Here is a 16,181-nt window from a genome sequence, read left to right as displayed (position 1 = left end):
GACGTGTCGGTGACCTCATCGGTCGTAAGGCCGGTGAAAATCAGGAATCGTTTCGGTTCCAAACCGGGAGTCCTCAGATTAGAGGCTGCCGAGATTACTTTTAATACCTTATGGAGTTTTTACAATGGCCAAAGCGACCATTACATTTGAAGATATAAACGTGACGGTTACCGTCCCCGCCGGCACTCGGGTGATTGAGGTGTCCGAGAAAGTAGGTTCCGGCATTACCTACGGTTGCCGGGAAGGCGATTGCGGAACCTGCATTATGAAAGTGACTGCTGGTTGGAATAACTTGACCGAGCCGTCAGTACTGGAAGACAAAATTTTGCGGGAAAACATGGCCGGTAAACACAACCGTCTGGCTTGCCAAGCGCAAGTCTTGGGCGGCGAAATTTCCCTTAAACCAGTTTAAGCAACGCAAAAGGAGTAACACATGGCTTTAGTAACATTTACCAGTCCCGAATATCGGGATAAAACCGTTTACGCCGTTGCCGGCAGTCACACCCAGACTATTTTGAAGCTGGCTTTGGAAAACAAAATCCCCATCAATTTCGAATGCGAAGATGGCGAATGCGGCACTTGCGTGGTCCGCGTCACCAGCATCGATAAAAAATTGGAACGCATGGGTGGCACGATGACCGAGAAAGAAAAATCCCTGCTGAAACAAATCGGCAAAGTCTCTGCTGAACAGTTGGATCAAATGATCGTCGACGACCTGCCGCCGGAATGGCGCCTGGCTTGTCAGATGATCGTTAGGGATGAAGATATTCGCGTCGAATATTAATTTCTGCGTCATCGTTAAATAGGCCGGAGAATCGAGTATGAGTTGCACACTTTCCATCGAACCGAACGATAGGGCAGAGCCCTCGGTTGTTAGGTCGCGGCAACACATTTATCAGGATCTGATGGCCTGTGCCGACCAGTCACCCAATAGTGTCTGGTTGGCACAAATCATCGCCAGTTGGAGCGTCGGCGATGGGGTGCTGCCCGATAGCCTGGGCTTAAGCCCGGCACAATTTCAACAACTGATCGATAGGTATTTCCCTGGGTATCAGTTGGCTACGCAAGCCATTTCAGGTAGTTGTCTGGATTTCAGTCGTATGTTGGAAAAACAGGATCTTGAAGTCCTACTCGGACAATTCGCCGCCAATCCCGGCGTGGAAACCGAATGGCTGATCGCCATGATCGTGGCCGCCTGTTTGGGTAGCGATCATCTGTGGCAGGATTTAGGTTTATGGGCCCGGAGCGATTTATCGGCCATGTTGGGCTACAACTTTCCGGAACTACTGGTCCGCAACAGCAAAGACATGAAATGGAAAAAATTTCTATACAAACAACTATGCGAAGCGGAAGGTTTATATGTCTGCCGGGCGCCGTCCTGCGAGGTTTGTAAGGACTACCAGCAGTGTTTCGGGCCTGAGGACTGAATTCCGCACCATCATTCGATGTGCTGTCCAATGCCGCCGTTGGCGGGTTAGCGACGATTTTTCATTCGGCTATTTTCAGCCAAACCACCCTTAAGTTTTGATCTGTCTATTGTAGGATATTGATCTTGCAACGCTAAGCATTAAGCTTTTTTTGGATTGGCGCTTGGAGAATGAAAAGATAGGAGCTGTTAGCCCCTATCTTTGTCCAATCGCTTAATACTTGAGTGACAAACTGACGTAGTAAGAGCGTTGAGCGAGCGGGTTATTTTCATACACATCCTGATCCAGGATGTTGTCTACGCCGGCGGAAATGGCACTTTTCAAATGCGGATGTATTGGCAATTGATAGGTGGTTTTGAAATCAACAAAGGTGTATTCGTCGGAGCCGCTGAACACATTAGCCATTATGTCGTTGTTCTCGTAACGCTGGAAAATATCGCTACGATAACGCACGCCGACGGCCGTATCCCATACCGGAAGGATATGGTAGGTCGCAGATGCATAAGCTTGTAGCTTGGGTATCCGTGCCCACTGATTCCCCACATATGAAGTATCCCGGTTTTTAGTGATGTTCTTGTTCATGAACGTGCTATTAGCCATAAAATCGAGAGGTAGTCCGAAAATGCCGTTTTGATAAAAGGCCAATTCCGTGCCTATGGTTTCGGTTTGGCCGAAGGCGTTATACGTGCTGACGTTTACGCCGCCAAAACTTTGCGAAACACTGGCAATTTCGTCATTAACGATGTCGTAAAAGAAGTTGGCTCGTATATAGCCTCTAGGAATATCGTACTGAGTCATGAAGTTTTGAAAATAACCGTTCTCCGGCCCTAGATTAGGGTTGGCAACTGTGGTCGCTGCAAATGTGCTAGCGCTGGAAAATAGCTCGTCGGAAATTGGAAAACGGTACGCTTTTGAAAACGAGTAGCGGAACGTCCAATTGCCTGGTGAAAATTCGAGCGCTGCTTTGGGGGAGATGCGGGAAGCGTCCCGGTCGGCGTAATCCTGTTTTCTCAATCTTGAAGTGGCATTCAAATAATCATAAAAGTGACCATCAAGCGCCTCCCAATAATCCAGTCTTGCCCCCGCCATGATGCTCCAGTCAGTCAAGAAGCGCCATTCCAACTGGGAGAATACACTGTTGGTTTGAGTTGCGCCGCCGCTGTCGCTGACTGCTTGATCGCGGCCGGCCAAAGTAAAATTGTTGGAGTTATAAATCTTGTTGGTTACGCTGCCGCGTAAAAATTGATAACCACCCATGAAAGATAAATCGTCGCGACCCAAAAAGTTATCGTTGGCGAATTTCAAGTCGTAAGATGCCCACCAGGTACTGATGTCGGTGACTTGGCCTCTGTTGTTGTTTAACGGGTCAAGTGGTGAAAAGTTAGAGGCAACGGTGTTGTCTTTAAACGGATCGTAATAGCTGGCGGTGGTATCGATTTTCCAGTCTTTGGAAATTTTACCTTTTAAATTGAAACCATAATTTAGCGCCTGACGATTTAACACGGAATTTCTAAACGCCGTCGCAGGAACCGTAAAATTGAGACCGTTTTGATTCACATTGCCGCTGTATACCGTTCCGCCCGCACTGTTTCTTAACAGGCTTAGTGGTGCGTTGTTGTAGTTCTCGCGTTCTTCATAGGCGATGGTGAAGCGGGCTTGCAATTCTTCCGTCAAATCGTAAGCCATTTTCAATTTAAACAAATCGGTGGCAACGTGTTGAGTGCCGTCATCGCCAAAAATAATGCCTTGTGCCCCGGTCGGGATGGGTGTCAATTGTCCGCCGGTGACGCGGGTTCTAGTACCTACGGCGCCCGGAGTTACGCTTGCTGTGTCGATGGGGTCCATCGGTTGGCCGTCATTCTCCAAATGATTGTAAAACCCATATACGCTGAACTTGCCTATGCGGTTTCCGCCGGAAAGAAATGTTCTAAAGCCACTGAGCAATTCATTGCGTCCACCGCGATGCATGTCTTGGAACATCCCGGTAACATTCATCTCCGCTTCAAACTTATCCGGCATCTTGGTATTTAGATTGACAACGCCGCCCATGGAGCTGCCGCCATATTCAGCTGAAAACGGTCCATACAGCACTTCCGCCGTTTCGATTTCGCTTGGCGCAACCATGGACCAGCGCGGGGCGGAAAAACCGCTGCTTACGGGATTGTGTAGTGGCATGCCATCCGCGAACACCATGTTGTGAGTGCTTTGCACGATATTGCTACCCCGTATTCCCATCATACCGTTTTGGTCGCCAATATAGCGTCTACGCATATGCAAGCTCGGGGCGTACCTCAGTACGTCTTCAACTGTCGTTGCATTGACTTTGGTGTCAACGTCCTCTGCTTTGATTGTGTAGGTAGGTGTCGATTTGGCAGTATTCGGAAACAGGCTGTATTTCGATGGTGTGCCACTTGTTTGTTTGTCGCTGACAACCATTTCTTCAAGTTGGTAGGTCTCGGATTTTTCCTTGGAACTAGCCTTTTGGGGTTTAGCGGCTTCTTCTGCTAGGGCGGTTCCAAGATGTGTTAAGCCTAAAAGGACTAGATATTTGGTTTTAATAGTTATTGTCATATCAAATTTAGTGTGGATACAGCAGAAATGAGTTTTGCCAGTTTTAGGCAAAGTAAATAGCATCACTAAAGCAAGATTTACACCATGGCGGTATCGATATGGGCTAGGCACCGAATATGCTGGCATTGAGCAAAAAGTCGGAACATTTATACAAGCGTTTTTTATCAAAACTATGTTATTTAACTTAAATATTGCAGCAATAATGAGTCATATAACCTATATTTTTGACTGATTCCTTATTACTTAGGGCCATTAATCACGATTGGATAGGGTTTGTAGGCGAGGTTGGGTATTGAATGTGCTAGGTTGGACCGATATGGACCCTCTTGCTCTTGTTAAAGGACGCATAGCTTTAAAAAACTATGTTATTTGATAAGGAGTGTGAAGGCTTGGCGAGAAAGTTTGTTTAAGCAAATATACTTTGGTCTTGAATGCTTCAGCAGCTGACTGTAAATTGCAGCGCAACATGGAGCTCTACCGAGAGCAATTCCAATTCCATCTGAACAACAAATCAATATGATGATAAAAAAAACGTTGACGGCATTAGTATTGCTAATTTGCAACGTTGGCTGTGCATTTGCTGAAAGTATTGAAATAAAACCTTTCGACACCATGGAAGTGAGGAGGAGTCCATGTCATCATGTTGGGCCAAAGCCGCGGTGACGCGGACGGCCGGGGCCGCCGCAGGCAAACATGTGGTGGTGTAGGCGTGATTGCTAGTCAGGGATGGCTAGCAATCTTTCCCGCCGGAAGCCGACACTCGCCGAAATCAGGGCCGGCGCGCCGGCCTTGGTCACGCCTAGAAACTTATGGCACCTTCCAGGAAAAAGGTTCGTTGGGGGTAAGGATGAAATACGTAAGCCGTTTTGTCGGTTAGATTATTAATACCGAAAGAGATGCGACTTTTCGCAGGTTTACCCAGCAAATCGTATTTAAAGCGGTAGCTGGTTTTAAAGTCCAGGAAGAAAAAACCGTCCTGAGAGCCAAATACGTTGTTAACGTGGTCGCCGTTATCGATATCGTTGTAAGAATCGCTGGTATATCGACCGGCCATTGATGTATCCCAGGCCTCGTTGATGTGATAGGTTGCCAGCGCGTTAAAACGCCATTCGGGTAGCCGGATCCGTTCTTTGCCGGTGAGATTAAATCGGGTCAGCGTTCCATCCGCTTCCTGGAAGTTGATGTCCGGTCCACCGTCTTCAACAATGGCGTTCATCCATGTGGCGTTAAAATTCAAATCAAAATCAGAATCCAACACGCGTGCTTGATCGTAAACCAATTCCACGCCGGTAGTGCTGGTAGCAGGAATGTTTTGGAAAGCATTTTCTGTCAATATGCCGGACGCGCGGCGGACTTGTTGGATCGTGTTACGAATGTCATCGCGAAACACGTTGACTCGCACGTAGCCGTTCTCCAGTCCGTACTCAATCATGAAGTTGTGATGCCAGCCGTCCTCGGCTTTTAAGTTGGCGTTTGCAGTGGTGATGCTGGTCGGTGTTTGCAAGTTTTGATACATTTCGGCGATGACCGGAAAGCGGTAAGCTCGACCGAAAGAATAGCGGAACTTCCAATTGGAAGGCTCAAAGCCTAAAGAGGCTTTAGGGGAAATGGCGTCATCACTCCGGTCCGACAATGCGCGGTTCGAGGCTACGCCGCTTGATGCCAACCACCATTCGTATCGTGCACCCAGTGTCAAATCCCAGTCGGGCGCAAAGTGATAAGCGAACTGACCAAACATAGCATTAGTGGTCACTTCGCCTTGGTTGCGCCGTCCTACGGTTTCCGATCCGATTTGATCCGCTGAATAGCTGTTATAGGAGAACTGCTTGAAGTTCATGTTGTAGTTGTCGAAGTGATAACCGCCCAAGAACTCCAATGGTTTCCAGCCTAAAAACTCCCGGGTGCTCAGTTTCAGATCGTAGTTTTTCCAATTGAAATCGTCAAACACCTGTAATTGACCGGTGTTTTGGTTACGAGGATCGTCAGGGTTAAAAAAAGCGGTTCTGCGCTCGTCTTTGATCACGTCCAGATAGCTGAAGGTGGTGTCGATATCCCAGGTGTCAGTGATCGCGCCTTTCAACTGCATGCCGATTTGCATAGTTTGTCGTTCGTCATCGGATGGCCCAAAGCCGCTGTTCAGAACGTTGAACGCCCTCCCCGCATAAACGGCATCGCGAGAGTTGTTATTGTTATCACCGTAGTAGGCGCTGCCGTTTGCAGAGGTTAGATAATTGCGGGGTGTTTCGGCTTTACGGGTGCGCTCCTCAAATGCGCCGGTAAAGATGGCCTGCAAATCCGGGGTAATGTCGTAACCCACTTTGAGTTTAACTAAATCAGTATTGACTAATTCCGGGCCGGTGTCGCCGTAGATGTAACTAGGCGTGCCGCGAGTGTCTAGCGTCGGCACCGCGCCAGTGACAGCAGTCTGTGTTCCAGTCGGATTGCGTAAGCCTGTGTTATCGATGAAGTAACTCATAGGTTGGCTTTCCGCTTCCAAGCGATTATAGGAAAGCAGTGCGGACCACTTGTCTAAGCGATTACCGTAAGAAAAATACTGTCGATTGCCGTCATAGGTGCCGCTATCCGCACCAATATTTTTCCAGGGTTGGGCAAAGTAGCTGGCCTCAGCGTAGTATTCTTCCTTCATCGGCATGTGAGTTTTGATATTGACCACGCCACCGATCGAGTTACCGCTGTATTCCGCGGAAAATGGACCGTAAACCACGTCAACCGCGTCGATTTCGTTTGGACCCACCATGGACCAGCGCGGCGCACCGTTAAAAGAAGCTTGCAGTTGATTGTGCAGGGGTAGGCCGTCGGCGTAGACCATGTTTCTGGCCGTAGAGAACATATCTGCACCGCGGATGCCCAACACGCCGTTAGGATCGCCGATGTAGCGTTGGCGAATTTGCAAGCTGGGTTGGTACTTGACGGCTTCCTCGGTGGTTTGGGCGTTTTGCCGTTCAATTTCGGCGCGTGATAAACGGGTGGATGGCGAGGTGAAATGCGAGTCTTTTGCTACTTCCCCGGTAATAACCATTTCTTCCATCACTTCTTCTTTGGCATTAGCACCCAAGCCGGCACCTTCTAGTGACTTTTGCTCCGGTTGTGTTTGCGGGGCTTGCCGTTTAGCCTGCTCTGCAGACTCAGACGACACTTTGTCCTTAGTGGTATTTTTCGCTGCAATGCCCGTATGTTTTTTCTGAGTTTCCGCGATTGCTAAATTACCGGATAAAGCGAGCAGAATAGCCGCTGATAACAAAGTTCGAATTGGTAAACGATGAGAGTTGGGGTTCTCAAAGATTTCGGATTGAATTTTCACGGTTAGTCTCTGTCGTAGTTATTGTTTGAGGATTCGTGTAAGGCTTTTGGGCAAAAACCGTTTCGGATTAGCCGCAATATTGGGGCCAGAATGGAATGGCTTTGATTTAATTGAAAAAAAACCAGTACTGCGGCGTAATTTTATTAATCTATGTTATATGGATGATTTGTTAAGCTTTTTTTGGGTGATACCGCGCAGTATTGTTAGTCGGGATGGTTGAGTAGCTGTATCACCCGGATTACAGGTGTGAAAGATCTCTGTATTTCAAACGGTTAGTGTCATGCGGACAGCACTGAGGATTGACGGGCTTGGGTTGCCAAATGTGTGCTGTCAAGCGGACGTATGGATGGCCAATAGTAAAATTCTGTTTACAAATCCTGTCTGATTGATGGGGTTTTACTGAACTTTGCCTTGCGCGGATCTCATCAGTTTTGGCTTGAATGTCAGGGTAACAGGCGGTAATGTGACTGCTGTTTTTACAGTCGTAGGTCGGCTGCGTGTTTAACCAATTTGCTAATAACACTATGAATACTGGAAAACTGCTGGCTGGGCTAACGTTAACAACAATTTTCATGTCCTCGGTTTCGGCTGATCAGCCTGAGATAAAACCTTTCACCCCCGGTAGCTACCAACAGATTTTAGCTGCAAGCCCCAATCAGCCCTTAATGCTGGCGATCTGGTCGGTGGATTGTCCGTCCTGCCTGAAGGACATGGACACACTGAGTAAACTGCATGAAAAGCATCCGGCTTTAAAAATCGTCATGTTAGCCACCGACGACGTGGAAGCCTTGCCGGAGATCAAACGTATCATCGACAGTCACAAACTGGGCGGCTTGGAAAACTGGGCGTTTGCCTCGGATAACCCGGAAAAACTGCGTTACGAAATCGATCCGGCCTGGTACGGCGAATTACCCAGAACCTATTTCTTTGATGCCGGGCATCAGCGCCTGGGTAAGAGCGGGGCGATGTCCTTGGAAGAGTTCGAGGCGCAATTCAGCAAACTGAAGATGTAATGCCTACAAGCTAAGGCGTCAGCCGGGTTGCGCGGTTTGTCTTGACGCATACACGCGTTAAACGCAAGCCCCGGCAGGTTCCGGGCTAGAAATTACCGCTGCGTGGAATTTGGCAGGCTGTTCGTTGTCTGCCATTGCTTGTGCATTCGCCAGTTTTTCACGTTTCGCCTTGGTGGCTTGCGTGCGGACAAGCCGGTAAAATATCAATCTACTCCGCCCACGTCCAAATGGAACCCTCACATGAAAATCATCTCCTGGAATGTCAACGGCATCCGCGCCGTGCAAGACAAAGGCTTTGCGGACACGCTGGCACAACTCGACGCCGACTGCGTCTTGCTGCAAGAAACCAAAGCCCAAGACGATCAAGTCAGCAAAGCGCTGGAAAATATACATGGCTATCATCTCTATACCAATTCAGCGGAACGTAAGGGTTATTCCGGCGTAGCAATATTAAGCCGGCAACAGCCGCTGCAAGTGGTGCACGACATGGGCATTGCGGAGCATGACCAGGAAGGCCGGGTCATCGTTGCCGAATTCGAAACCTTTTATTTATTGAATGTCTACGTGCCCAATTCCGGCGACGGTTTGGCACGGCTGGATTACCGCAAGGATTGGGATAAAGAGTTTCTCGCCTACATGCAAATACTGCAAAGCCAAAAACCGCTGATTGCCTGCGGCGATTTCAACGTTGCCCATCAAGCTATCGACATTGCCCGGCCCAAAGCCAATTACAATAAATCCGCGGGTTACACCCAGGTCGAGATCGACGGTTTTAGCCGTTTTATCGAAGCCGGTTTGATCGACAGTTTCCGCCACTTGCACCCCGACACCGTGGCTTATAGCTGGTGGAGCTACCGCGCCAATGCCCGCGAAAAGAACATCGGCTGGCGGATCGATTATGTGCTGACCAGCCAGACGCTGCTCGGTCAAATCAGCGATGCTTTCATTCTGCCGGACGTGTTCGGCTCGGATCATTGCCCGGTCGGCATCGAGCTGGCGCTTTGAGCGTTAGCGACCACCAGCAGCTGTTAGAGCAGCATCGACAGGCCTTGCTGGCCTGTACCCGCTGTCCGGCCATGATCCGCCCGGTGGTTAGTGGCAAGCCGGTGTTGTCACCCATTCTGCTGATCGGCCAAGCGCCTGGCGATAAAGAAGGTGTGCTGGGTAGACCGTTTGCCTGGACGGCGGGTAAGACAATGTTTAAATGGTTTGCCCAAATCGGCCTGGACGAAGCCACATTTCGGGAGCGGGTTTACATGGCGGCGGTCTGCCGCTGCTTCCCCGGTAAAAATCCCAAGGGCGGCGACCGGGTACCCAATCAGCAGGAAATCCAGCAATGCATCTCCTGGTTGCAAGCGGAGGTAGCCTTGTTGCAACCCAAGTTAATCATCCCGGTTGGTAAACTGGCGATTCAGCAAATGCTGCCGGTCGATAAACTTAGCGACGTCATCGGTGGTCTGCATCGCCTAAGCTTCCACAGCCACGACGCCGACGTCATCCCGCTACCGCACCCCTCCGGCGCTTCCACCTGGCATCGCACAGAGCCGGGGGCCGGTTTGCTGCAGGCTGCGTTGACAACAATTTACGAGCATCCTGCCTGGCGACAAGTGTTGACCGGTTGATGGGCAATCACCGACTTGGTTGGGCTTGATTTTATCTGGCCAATGTCGGAGCCAAATCGCCGGCAGCAAGCTTTGCAGTTAGGCGAGGGAGGCGTTGCTGGCTAAGTGCGCGAGATTAATAATCGGCACGCTCTGACCATTGTCGAAAGAGACGAACTCGGAAATGTGTTGAGAAGAGGCGATGGGGTTTTGACAACGCATCGCCGGGCTAACATCCACGATGTCAATGACTGCATCGATGCCGATGGCTAGGTATTGCGCGTCGTGTTTGGCAAGCACGATCAGGCGCCGTTGCAGGTCAACCACCAGCTCAATCGTTGATTCGAAAATAGTCAAGAGCTCCATCAGCGTCGAATCTTTAGCTTGTTTCAAGGCCAATAAGGCTTGGTCGGCTCGGCCGGTTTCGGCCATAGTCAGTAATGTATCGGCTAGTTCATGTATCAAGGCGTGCGGCCTTTCGAAGTAAGACAATAGCAAACTGAGTCTTTTGTGTTTAGGGGTATAAGCGTAATACCACTTGCCAAATGCACATTCCCTGGGGTTTCTGCTCTTGGTGAATACACCGTGGTTTAGTATGGAATTTTCCAGATCCGCAATCCAATCCAAATGATCTTTTCTGCGAATTTCCAAAAAAGATTTTAGTTCCTCGTATTCCAAGTATTTCGACTTGATGTCCAATAAATCCCAAAGCGACACGTAAGGGAAAACGTTGCCATCAATACCGTAATAAGGGTCGGAGGCTTGCCCGCTGTAGGCATAAGCCGGGGGGATTGGCACAATCCGACTGACACTGGATAGTGGTAGGCAGAAATTTTTTTCGCCAATAAGAAAATGTAATAGTTCCATGCTCGCTTCCTTCCGCCGCATGAATCGGCAGGTTTGCTTAAGTTCCCAACGGTTTGTGGACCATCTACTTTGGGGCGACTGGCTTTTCTACTTTCTAGAGATGCCCGTAGGGATACTGATCTTGCTATCTTGGGTAAATTCCAGGCCAAGCGCATGGGCAAAGTTAAGCATGTTGAAGCGTCCGGAGAGCGAATGATCTCGCCCTCGTCTAAGCGTCAGCGTAACGGTGCTTAGCCGGAGGCGGGTTTGCGTCGCAAGACCCTAGCATCCAAAGTGTATATAGATTAGCATGTTCTTATGTCTTGTGGGGTAATGGGGTAGCATATAGGATCTGCCGACGTCAGGCGGCGCATCGATCGAGTCACAATAGCTCCATGGGGGAGTACCGTCGATTTTACATGCCCAACGTCATGTGGTTTGGTTTTTCACCGTCAATCTTGCCCAGCGGAAACAACAATTTATTGATTGATAAGATCGATGTATTGCGCCATGCTTTTTGACATGTAAAACAACGCAAACCACTCCAGATTGATGCCATTGTCATAATGCCTGGCCACTGACATTCGACTGCATAGCGGTAGGAGGTAGGGCAACGCATAGAGCGGTTGCCGAGTATTTGGACATTACCGGCCGATGATGGTGATTTCTCGGTCAGATGGAATATGTTGAAACGACGGTTTTCCACAGCCTTACATGGTTTTCCCTATTGCAAGTCAAATTGTAGGGCAATAGGCGAAGCCGTATTGCGGTGTGCCCAGCATGGGCCAAAACTAATTACCTGAAAGGAGGTAATCGGAAGAAGTAACGACAACCGTAGTGAAACGCAGGGTTACCCAACTAGGGGATAAGTGATAACTTGGGCTGGTGTGGGGGCTTTACGGGCTGGAAAGATCAGAATTGCCAGATCTGAATAACGGGCGCCGTAGGAATTAAGTTAGGCCTTGTCGAGCTATCATGACATAATCGTTGCCATTTTGACTTATATGTGACTCAATTTCAGCAATGAAAACGGTATTATTTGTTACTGTATAAAACCAAAAAACTCGCTGTTCTTCTGATAGTCTGGCTATTTTAAAAGACATTGCGTAATCCAACAGAAATTCATCGTTCCTCATTAAAAATAATAGTAAGTTTAATTTATGCGTCAAAAACTTTGCCTAGTCATCATTTTAATAGCGTTAACAGCGTGTTCCTCCAAACCTACTCGAGTATCCAGTACTCAAAACTACAATGCCGACTTAATTAGTTCAACCATTAATCCCCCAGTAACATTGGCCTTTGCTGAAGGATTAATTACGGGCATACCCGCAGAAAAGTCAGAAAAAGCGAAAATACCTTCTACCGCGACAAAAAAAGATATTGAATGGTGGAGTGCTGTAGCAGAGGATACTAAAAACAATCTTTTTTTGTGTAACCGAGAAGGCCTGTTCGCAAAACTAGGTGTTGTTTATGCAATGGGTTACGGTGTCCAGAAAGACGAAAAGGCGGCTGTTAAATGGTTTACAAAAGCCGCAAGTTATGCGCGGAATGAGCATGATGGCTTGTTTTGCGAATCAGTTCATATTGCAGAATACAATCTTGGTGTTATGTACGAAAATGGACTTGGAGTAACAAAAAATCAAGCTACAGCCCTTGAATGGTATACCAAGGCTGAAGCAGGTAATAATTCATCTGCTCAACTGAAAATGGGTTATTTGTATGGTACTGGTTCAATGGGGGTTAAAAAAGATGTCAGTAAACCCGTGAGCTTGTTTAGTAAAGCAAATAGTACTGGCTATGGCCCTCATAGAGTTAAGCGAATTGCATTACGCAATCTCGGTTTTATCGCCAATGGTGGACTTGGTGATCAAAAAGATCAAATACATGCCTATGTGTTCTATGCATCTGCGGCACGTGAAGGGGACGCAGAATCTCAAGCACCCGCTGACGGGATTAGAGCAACATTGACGGCTACTCAGTTGGGCGAAGCAGAGACACTTCTTAAAAAAATACCAGTAAAGAAGTACAGTTCAGAATTAATCGACGCAGAGTTTTGATATAAGTCGATATTACTAAAAGGAGCAGTCTTTACTTGAAAATAGTAATTGGCCGTCTGGCTTTTTTCATCAAATTAAATAATGATCACAATGCGCAACTTATTTATAAGCGTTATTATTGTTAGCATAAGTGTATCCGCTTGTGCTATCACGCCTGTTACCGTGCCGGTTATTCAAACCCAGAAAACCTACGCGCTAACTTTGGATCAAGTGTGGGATATTATGGGGAAAAAACTAGGTGATTATGTGGCGTCTACTGCCAATAAAGCCTTTAAATCTCAGGTTGGTTGTGGGGCAACTGACCAGACCCTTTATGGTACAGATTTTGTGAAAGCAGGATGTCCTAATATGGGGCGAAGTATTCTGGTGTATGAATATGCGCCAAAGGATTCAAGCTATGCCGTTTGTCAAAATAATCCTACTATAGGGCGGGCCCCTGCTTTGGATAATGGCTCGATTATTATTGGGATAGAAAGAGTCGGGCCTAATTCAATTGTTTCAGTTCATACCCGATTTGGACATCGCTATAGTAAGGTCGAACCAACCGGGGTTGTTAGTAACAGCTATGGGGACGTTGGCTTGATATACGAAAACGTAAAGTACCAGGACAACTGTTGGTCAACCGGCATTATTGAAAGATCTATTTTCAATTTAATCGATAGCACGCTTACAGGTAAAGTCCAATAGTTATTTTCCGACTGTACGAAGCCGTAGCAGGCCGGTTCTATTCCAATAGGTGGTAGCTTGTTTTTCACACGGAGAAAAGGGGTTAGGTCTCGCAATTTAGCAACCTAAAAAGGCTTTGCTATATCCAAAGATCTGCCCACCCTTTTTCTTGACCCCTTCAATTTCAAGTGAGTGGCGTCGCTTTGCAAGACCTGACCCGGTGGTTTTAACCGATTAAAGTAAGGCACGCACCGCGTACCTTTCAGTTTTTGGATATGACCCGAGACCAAAAAAGTACGCGATGAGCACACCACATGGTTTCGAGTAGCTTTAAAACGCGGCGTACGCTGAAAATCTTGGAAACGGAGCGATAGCGAAGTGAAGATTTTTAGTCCCCGATAGCCGTAGCGCCGGGCGGGTTTTCGCAGCGAAGCGGAGAAAACCTGCAAGGCATCGCGACACGGCGTCAAGTCATGCGAGAGCCGATGTTTCGACCCCCTGTTGGGTCGAAACGAGGTGACGCGGACGAATCGGGGCCGCCGAAGGCATAAACTGCCAGCAAATTTTTCGCGCTGAAATCGGATGGGACCCATTTCAGCTTTACCGAAAAATGCTGGCGCTCTTGATGTTTTCTTGTTGAAACTACCGTGCAACGCCCTGGGAAGTTGCACTGTAATCAAAGACTCACCGGTAAATCATGGATTAGATTTCACTTCAAAGCGCTCGATACCCTTAAGTACAAAACCTGGATTTACGCCGAAGGTATCGCGGAAGCAATGGCTGAAATGCGAGGCATCACAAAATCCGGCTTCTAAAGCGGCATAAGTCATGTTATCGCTGCGATTTAAATGTTCCACCGCGAGAAACAAGCGTTTCCATGTGCGAAAACGCCGGTAGGGTACATGAATGTTTTCTTTAAACAAATGCAAAAAACGCGACTCTGATAAAGCAATATGAGCAGCCAAATAATCGCTTGAAAAATTACGCTCAGGCGCATTACAAATAAGATCAAGCGCCGATTGCACGCGCATATCCAATTTCAAATCAAGCGACTCGTCACAAATCAATAGCTGGTCTAGAAATTGTTCAATCTGTTTTTTATCGGGGTTTTCTTCATACAGCCATAAAAACTTTTCCAATAAGTCAGCGTCTTGAAACAAGGTGATTGATTTTTCAGCATAAGGGAATCGTCTTTTAAAATATAAAAAATCCGCACTGTCGCGTTCAATAAATAATTTGGCATGAATGCCGCGGCCAAAATCGAGTTCATGCTTTATACCGGTTGGAATAAAGGCGCAACGACAACTTTGCCAGTTACCGTTACCAATTTTTATTTTAAAAGGCTGATAAACGCCAATATGTAAGGCGGCAGTAGCATAAGAATGTGCCGCCAAATACTGTGATAAACCAAAATACAGCAAGCGCGTTGGCCAAATAAATAAGCGAGTATGAGACGGATAGAGTGACAACATAGCAGGTTTATACAAGATTTTAGTTTGTGTCGGTCACTATAATGTTTGCTTCTGATTTAAAAATCCAGTTTTTAAACACCTGTTTGGAGTGCTTGATGTGACTGCCGCCATTATTATTGATTTGAAAGCGGAATTTGCGGCGTTGCTGCAAACCGCAGAACAGAACCTGGTTAGAGATTTTCATTTCCTCAGCCTGGCATCGGATCTCAAGCCTTGGCAGGATACCGGCATTGAGCTTGTAGAGGGCGATTGCTTAACCACCTTTGTTAGTGGACAAACCCGTTTCAAAGATTTGCCGCTTAGCTTGGAGGCGGACTTTCAAGTCTGGTTTCGCATCGGATTAGACGGCGAGGTTTTCCGCGGCACCAGGCAGAGCCATAGCTGTACCGCAACACGCCCTGGGCGCTTATTTATAGGTAGCTATTTCCCAGGCGAGTGGACCACTAAATCCGGCGATTTAGCCACGCCGGATGCTGCTTACGCAATGGTAACCGGTGATTTGAGCGTGCTGGTAATTCGATGGCAGGATGACGCATTGAAAAGCTTGCAGCAATTGTCGGCACCAAGCCTTGCCGGACATCTCATCGCACAAGAAATCGACCGTTTACAATCGCCGGTATTGCCGCCGGAGAATTGGCATTACCTATGGTTTCTCGGGGAAGCCGAAATCTACCGGGCTTGCCAAACACCTGAAAACACCCCAGCCGTGTGCTGCCATACCCACAATGACACGGGGATAATCCAAAAGTCAGTCGTACTGGATTTTATGCCCGACACCTTGCTGCGTTGGGCATGGAAAATTGAAGTCTTGCCATCCGCCGTGCGTGAAGACACGCTGCCTACCCATGATTATTTAAGCATCGCGGTCGAGTTTGATAACGGCCAAGACATTACATATTACTGGAGCGCGGAGCTAGCACCGGAAACGGCCTATCGTTGCCCCATTCCCACGTGGCAGCATCGAGAAACGCATGTGGTGATTCGCTCCGGTGCAGAAGGTTTAGGCCAATGGTTTAACGAGGAACGCAATCTATATGCGGACTACGTTAAAACTATAGGTGGCGATTTACCTGGCAAAATCGTCAAGGTCTGGCTTATTGCCGTGAGTTTATTTCAACATCAAGAAGGGCATTGCCAATACGCGGATATTAATATTCTTAGCAATCAACGCGTCATACCAATTTTGTAGAACGTTTGCTGATATAT

At 47.8% G+C, this 16,181-nt stretch carries 13 protein-coding genes; 9 read left to right on the top strand and 4 right to left on the bottom strand.

Going from position 1 to position 16,181, the window contains the following annotated elements:
• Positions 1-124: 124 nt before the first annotated feature.
• The 3 genes from EBA_RS19075 to EBA_RS19065 are packed head-to-tail and all read left to right on the top strand — an operon-like array spanning position 125 to position 1,427.
• A complete protein-coding gene (locus tag EBA_RS19075) occupies positions 125-412 on the top strand; it encodes a 2Fe-2S iron-sulfur cluster-binding protein (protein ID WP_020484745.1) in 288 nt (95 codons plus the stop codon).
• Positions 413-433: 21 nt separating this feature from the next.
• Complete coding sequence (locus EBA_RS19070; protein ID WP_192376178.1) at positions 434-784, top strand: 2Fe-2S iron-sulfur cluster-binding protein; 351 nt, start codon at positions 434-436, stop codon at positions 782-784.
• A gap of 37 nt (positions 785-821) precedes the next feature.
• On the top strand, positions 822-1,427 hold the full coding sequence (locus EBA_RS19065; RefSeq protein WP_192376177.1) for a nitrogen fixation protein NifQ: 606 nt from the start codon (positions 822-824) through the stop codon (positions 1,425-1,427).
• Between the two features lie 213 nt (positions 1,428-1,640).
• Here EBA_RS19065 and EBA_RS19060 read toward each other — a convergent pair whose 3' ends face one another.
• Together EBA_RS19060 and EBA_RS19055 are read right to left on the bottom strand one after the other, a co-directional pair.
• Positions 1,641-3,998, bottom strand: coding sequence for a TonB-dependent receptor (locus EBA_RS19060; protein ID WP_192376176.1), 2,358 nt, complete (start codon positions 3,996-3,998; stop codon positions 1,641-1,643).
• Between the two features lie 799 nt (positions 3,999-4,797).
• On the bottom strand, positions 4,798-7,320 hold the full coding sequence (locus EBA_RS19055) for a TonB-dependent receptor (RefSeq protein ID WP_229427852.1): 2,523 nt from the start codon (positions 7,318-7,320) through the stop codon (positions 4,798-4,800).
• A 524-nt stretch (positions 7,321-7,844) separates the two neighbouring features.
• Here EBA_RS19055 and EBA_RS19050 point away from each other — a divergent pair.
• The 3 genes from EBA_RS19050 (at position 7,845) to EBA_RS19040 (ending at position 9,955) form a co-directional block, all read left to right on the top strand.
• Positions 7,845-8,333, top strand: coding sequence for a TlpA family protein disulfide reductase (locus EBA_RS19050; RefSeq protein ID WP_192376175.1), 489 nt, complete (start codon positions 7,845-7,847; stop codon positions 8,331-8,333).
• Between the two features lie 240 nt (positions 8,334-8,573).
• The gene (locus EBA_RS19045) at positions 8,574-9,338 is read left to right on the top strand and encodes an exodeoxyribonuclease III (RefSeq protein WP_192376174.1); all 765 of its coding nucleotides are present in this window, start codon (positions 8,574-8,576) and stop codon (positions 9,336-9,338) included.
• Between the two features lie 71 nt (positions 9,339-9,409).
• Positions 9,410-9,955: a uracil-DNA glycosylase family protein gene (locus EBA_RS19040; RefSeq protein ID WP_223146768.1), complete on the top strand. Its 546-nt coding sequence runs from the start codon at positions 9,410-9,412 to the stop codon at positions 9,953-9,955.
• Between the two features lie 78 nt (positions 9,956-10,033).
• Here the strand turns inward: EBA_RS19040 and EBA_RS19035 are convergent, their stop codons facing one another.
• Positions 10,034-10,801, bottom strand: a complete 768-nt coding sequence (locus EBA_RS19035; RefSeq protein ID WP_192376172.1) for a chemotaxis protein CheW — start codon at positions 10,799-10,801, stop codon at positions 10,034-10,036.
• Between the two features lie 1,139 nt (positions 10,802-11,940).
• On the opposite strand from EBA_RS19035, the gene EBA_RS19030 reads away from it, so the two are divergent.
• Positions 11,941-12,837: a tetratricopeptide repeat protein gene (locus EBA_RS19030; protein ID WP_192376171.1), complete on the top strand. Its 897-nt coding sequence runs from the start codon at positions 11,941-11,943 to the stop codon at positions 12,835-12,837.
• Positions 12,838-12,927: 90 nt separating this feature from the next.
• The gene (locus tag EBA_RS19025) at positions 12,928-13,524 is read left to right on the top strand and encodes a hypothetical protein (protein WP_192376170.1); all 597 of its coding nucleotides are present in this window, start codon (positions 12,928-12,930) and stop codon (positions 13,522-13,524) included.
• A gap of 674 nt (positions 13,525-14,198) precedes the next feature.
• Here EBA_RS19025 and EBA_RS19020 read toward each other — a convergent pair.
• On the bottom strand, positions 14,199-14,990 hold the full coding sequence (locus EBA_RS19020; RefSeq protein WP_192376169.1) for a helix-turn-helix domain-containing protein: 792 nt from the start codon (positions 14,988-14,990) through the stop codon (positions 14,199-14,201).
• A gap of 82 nt (positions 14,991-15,072) precedes the next feature.
• Here EBA_RS19020 and EBA_RS24770 point away from each other — a divergent pair, with 82 nt between their 5' ends.
• Positions 15,073-16,164, top strand: a complete 1,092-nt coding sequence (locus EBA_RS24770) for a DUF3047 domain-containing protein (protein ID WP_192376168.1) — start codon at positions 15,073-15,075, stop codon at positions 16,162-16,164.
• Positions 16,165-16,181 lie beyond the last annotated feature (17 nt).

Source organism: Methylomonas albis (genome assembly GCF_014850955.1).
Taxonomy (GTDB): Bacteria; Pseudomonadota; Gammaproteobacteria; order Methylococcales; family Methylomonadaceae; genus Methylomonas; species Methylomonas albis.
Note: the sequence above shows the minus strand (reverse complement) of the source record. Positions and strands in the feature narration are given on the sequence as shown.